The 4,099-nt window shown below is 68.8% G+C and carries 4 protein-coding genes and 1 pseudogene; 1 reads left to right on the top strand and 4 read right to left on the bottom strand.

The window, feature by feature from the left end; all coding sequences use genetic code 11:
- The coding region (locus AB4Y99_RS26745; protein ID WP_441525462.1) for a ComEC/Rec2 family competence protein at positions 1-1,377 on the top strand (1,377 nt) is incomplete at its 5' end.
- Here AB4Y99_RS26745 and lexA read toward each other — a convergent pair.
- The 4 genes and pseudogenes from lexA to trpC form a co-directional block, all read right to left on the bottom strand.
- Positions 1,371-2,081 carry a transcriptional repressor LexA gene (lexA, locus tag AB4Y99_RS26740; protein WP_038367545.1) on the bottom strand — a complete coding sequence of 237 codons (711 nt, stop codon included), beginning with the start codon at positions 2,079-2,081 and terminating at the stop codon, positions 1,371-1,373. The genes AB4Y99_RS26745 and lexA overlap by 7 nt on opposite strands.
- Before the next feature lie 83 nt (positions 2,082-2,164).
- Positions 2,165-2,982: pseudogene (locus AB4Y99_RS26735) on the bottom strand (molybdopterin molybdotransferase MoeA).
- A 1-nt stretch (position 2,983) separates the two neighbouring features.
- Positions 2,984-3,466: a cyclic pyranopterin monophosphate synthase MoaC gene (gene moaC / locus AB4Y99_RS26730; RefSeq protein ID WP_441525461.1), complete on the bottom strand. Its 483-nt coding sequence runs from the start codon at positions 3,464-3,466 to the stop codon at positions 2,984-2,986.
- The coding region (gene trpC / locus AB4Y99_RS26725) for an indole-3-glycerol phosphate synthase TrpC (RefSeq protein WP_441525460.1) at positions 3,463-4,099 on the bottom strand (637 nt) is incomplete at its 5' end. The genes moaC and trpC, both read right to left, overlap by 4 nt.

Below are 4,099 nucleotides of genomic sequence, written 5' to 3'. Positions count from 1 at the left end.
GTCTCGATCTCCGGCCTGCACATGGTGCTTGCAGCCGGGACGATCTTCTGGCTCGTGCGGGCTCTGCTGGCCCTGTCGCAGACGCTGGCGCTCGGCTGGCCGGTGAAGAAGATCGCGGCGATCGCGGCGATGATCGGCGCCACCGCCTATTGCATCTTCTCCGGCAGCGACGTCGCGACGGAACGTTCGCTCATCATGACGCTGGTCATGCTCGGCGCGATCCTCGTCGACCGGGCGGCGCTCAGCATGCGCAATCTCGCGCTCGCCGCGATCATCGTGCTGCTGCGCGAGCCCGAGGCCCTGCTCGGCCCGAGCTTCCAGATGTCCTTCGGTGCGGTCGCGGCGCTGGTCGCTTTCGCCGAGCGCTGGGAGAAGCGCGACCGGTCGAAGCCGCCGACGGCCTTGCCCTGGCCTTTGGGCACGCTCTGGACGGCCTCGCTCGGCATCGTGGTGACGACGCTCCTCGCCACGGCCGCGACGGCGCCCTTCGGCGCCTATCATTTCCAGACTTTCAATCCCTTCGGCCTGCTCGGCAATGCCATGGCGCTGCCCTTCGTCTCGCTCTTCGTGATGCCGGCGGCGGTGTTCGGCGTGCTGGCCTACCCCTTCGGTCTGGACTGGCCGGCCTGGGCGCTGATGGGGCTCGCTTCCGACATCGTGCTGAAAGTCGCGCATTGGGTCGCCACCATCGACCATTCGACCGTGACGGTGGTGGCCTTCGGCCCGGCCGTGCTGCTCTCCTTTGCCGCCTCGCTGCTATGGATCACGCTCTGGACCACGGGGCTGCGCTGGCTGGCGGCGCTGCCGCTCATCCTCGGCGTCGCCTTCGCCGCGAGGCCGGAGCGGCCCGAGATCCTGATCGAGCGTGACGGCTCCGGCATCGCCGTGCGCGGCAGCGACGGCCGCCTCGCCATCGCCGGCCGGCCGAGCCGCTTCGTCCTGCAGCAATGGCTCGCTTCCGATGGCGACAGCCGCGCGCCGGACGACGCGACCCTGCGTGCCGGCATCGCCTGCGACGCCAATGCCTGCGTCGTCCGAACCGCCGACGGGCGCAGCATCTCCTATGCCCGGGATCGGATCGCCATCATCGAGGATTGCCGCCGCGCCGATCTCGTCGTCACCAACATTCCCTGGAGCGCGCCTTGCGAAGCCAGGCTCGTCGATCGGATGGCGCTGTCGCGGGACGGCGCGACCTCGCTCTACCGCGCCGCCTTCGGCTGGCGCAGCCATTCCTCGGGAAACGCCGTCGCAGACCGGCCCTGGAGCCGCCGCAAGCCTTCCGAAGCCGCAGCTCGGTCCGGCGCGCCGGCCCCCGCTGCGACACGGGCCTCTGCTGCTCCGGAGGTCGCGTCGGACGAGGCCGAGTTCGCTCAGTAGCGGCGCAGCAGGTTGACCAGCCGGCCCTGGATCTTGACGCGGTCGGGGCCCAGGACGCGTGTCTCATAGGCCGGATTGGCCGCTTCGAGCGCGATCGAGGAGCCACGCCGGCGCAGACGCTTCAGCGTCGCCTCTTCCTCGTCGATCAGCGCGACGATGATGTCGCCGGTGTTTGCCGTGTCCTGCTTGCGGATGATGACGGTGTCGCCGTCGAGGATGCCGGCCTCGACCATCGAATCGCCGCGTACCTCCAGCGCATAATGCTCGCCCGAACCCAGCATGTCGGGCGGCAGCGAAACCGTATGGCTGCGGCTCTGGATCGCCGAGATCGGCGTGCCGGCGGCGATGCGGCCCATCACGGGAATCGCGACCGGGGAGCGTGCATCGTCATCGGCTGGGGCAGGGCGCGGCTTGGCGAGAGAGGGCTGCGAGCCGAGGCCGCCCTGCACGACGGCTGGGTTGAAGCGACGCGGCTGCGGGCCAGCGAGCCCGTCCGGCATCTTGATGACTTCGAGGGCCCGCGCCCGATTGGGCAGGCGGCGGATGAAGCCGCGCTCCTCAAGCGCCATGATCAGCCGGTGGATGCCCGATTTGGAGCGCAGGTCGAGCGCATCCTTCATCTCGTCGAAGGAGGGGGGCACGCCGCTTTCGCGCAAGCGTTCCTGGATGAAGCGCAGGAGTTCGTGTTGCTTGCGTGTCAGCATGGTCCCCGCCGGTGCCCCGCGATACAGATTCGAAACAAAGCCAGAACACTATAACTGTTCGCCTTGTGTTCCGCAAGCGACTGCTACCGCAGCGGCAGAATGCGGCAGATATCGCCTTTGTGAGCCGGCTCTGCATGCGCCGGTCGGATCGTCAGGGCCTTGGCGCGCGCCAAAGTGCCCAGCATCGAGGAATCCTGCCTGTCGAACGGCGTCGCCACCCAGCCGGCCGGCGTCATGACGAGATCGGAGCGGAGATAGTCCTCACGTTTATCATTAGCCGGCATATCTTTTCCGAGAATCGCCGGGATGCTGCGATCGCGATCGGGGGCGTCCATACCGAGCAGCGCCTCGATCAGCGGTAGCAGGAAGAGATGGCCGCAGACGATCGACGAGACCGGATTGCCGGGCAGCCCGAGCACCACCATGCGGCCAAGCCGGCCGGTCATCATCGGCTTGCCCGGCCGCATCGCGATCTTCCAGAAGCCGAGGCTCATGCCGGCCCGCTTCAGCGCCTCCTGCACGAGGTCGTGCTCGCCGACCGAGGCGCCGCCGAGGGTGATCAGCACGTCGGCCTCCGCGGCACGGGCGGCGGCGATCCGCGCCGCGAGGTCGTCGTGAAGATCCGCACAGCCTCGCCCGGACGGACGCTGCCGTCGAAACGCCGCCCGGCCGCGGATTCGCCGATCACGCGGAGTTGCTTGCCGACTTCCATGTCGGCGGCACGGACGGCATAGCCGTCCATGGCGGAGTTGGCGAAAGGCGGCTGGGTGCGCAGCGCCTTCACATCGGCCGCGAGCACGCGCCAGGCGCAGCGCGCCAGGGGCTGCATCTCGCTGCCCGTCGGCCCCGGAACGCTGTCGAGCAGGGCCTTGAGCGCGACGGGAACCGGGGTGAGAGCCATGTCAGAGCGCCTTGGCGTGGTAATCGCCGGATTGTCCGCCGGATTTGTGCAGCAGGCGGATGCCTTCGATCCGCATCGCGCGATCGACGGCCTTGACCATGTCGTAGACGGTCAGGCAGGCGACGGAGACGGCGGTCAGCGCCTCCATCTCGACGCCGGTCTGACCCTTCATCTTGACCTCGGCGCGGACGCGCACGCCGGGCAGGGCCTCGTCCAGTTCGAGCTCGACAGCGATCTTGCTCAGCAGCAGCGGGTGGCAGAGCGGGATCAGTTCATGGGTGCGCTTGGCCGCCATGATGCCGGCGAGCCGGGCGGTGCCGAGCACGTCGCCTTTCTTGGCGTTGCCGTCGCGCACGATCGCGATGGTTTCCGGCGCCATCACGACGCAGCCTTCGGCGATGGCGATGCGCCCGGTCTCGGCCTTGTCGCCGACATCGACCATATGCGCCTGGCCTTGCGCGTCGAGATGGCTGAGCCGGCTCACGCCGCGTTCTCGCGCGCCTTGCCGGTGAGCAGCAGCGCGGTCGCGGCCGCGACATCGGCCTGTCGCATCAGGCTTTCGCCGACGAGGAAGGTCTCGACGCCGACCTTGCCGAGACGCTGGATGTCGGCGTGGGTGAAGATGCCGCTCTCGCTGATGACGATGCGGTCGGACGGCACGCGCGGCGCCAGCCGCTCGGTCACGGCGAGATCGACGTGGAAGCTGCGCAGGTCGCGGTTGTTGATCCCGAGCAGACGGCTTTCGAGCTTGAGCGCCCGGTCGAGCTCGGCATCGTCATGGATCTCGACGAGGACATCCATGCCGAGCTCGCGCGCCGTGTCGTTGAGCACCCGGGCGGTGGCGTCGTCGACACCGGCCATGATGATCAGGATGCAATCGGCGCCCCAGGCGCGGGCCTCGAAGACCTGATAGGGGTCGTAGAGGAAATCCTTGCGCAGCCCCGGCAGGCCGCAAGCCTCGCGCGCTTGCGTCAGGAATTCCGGCTGGCCCTGGAAGGAGGGCGCGTCGGTCAGCACCGAGATGCAGGCCGCGCCGCCCGCCGCATAGGCGCGTGCCAGCGCCGGCGGGTCGAAATCGGCGCGGATCAGCCCCTTGGACGGGCTCGCCTTCTTGATC

The sequence above is a fragment of the Allobosea sp. TAB14 genome, assembly GCF_052113865.1.
Taxonomy (GTDB): Bacteria; Pseudomonadota; Alphaproteobacteria; order Rhizobiales; family Beijerinckiaceae; genus Allobosea; species Allobosea spartocytisi.
Note: the sequence above shows the minus strand (reverse complement) of the source record. Positions and strands in the feature narration are given on the sequence as shown.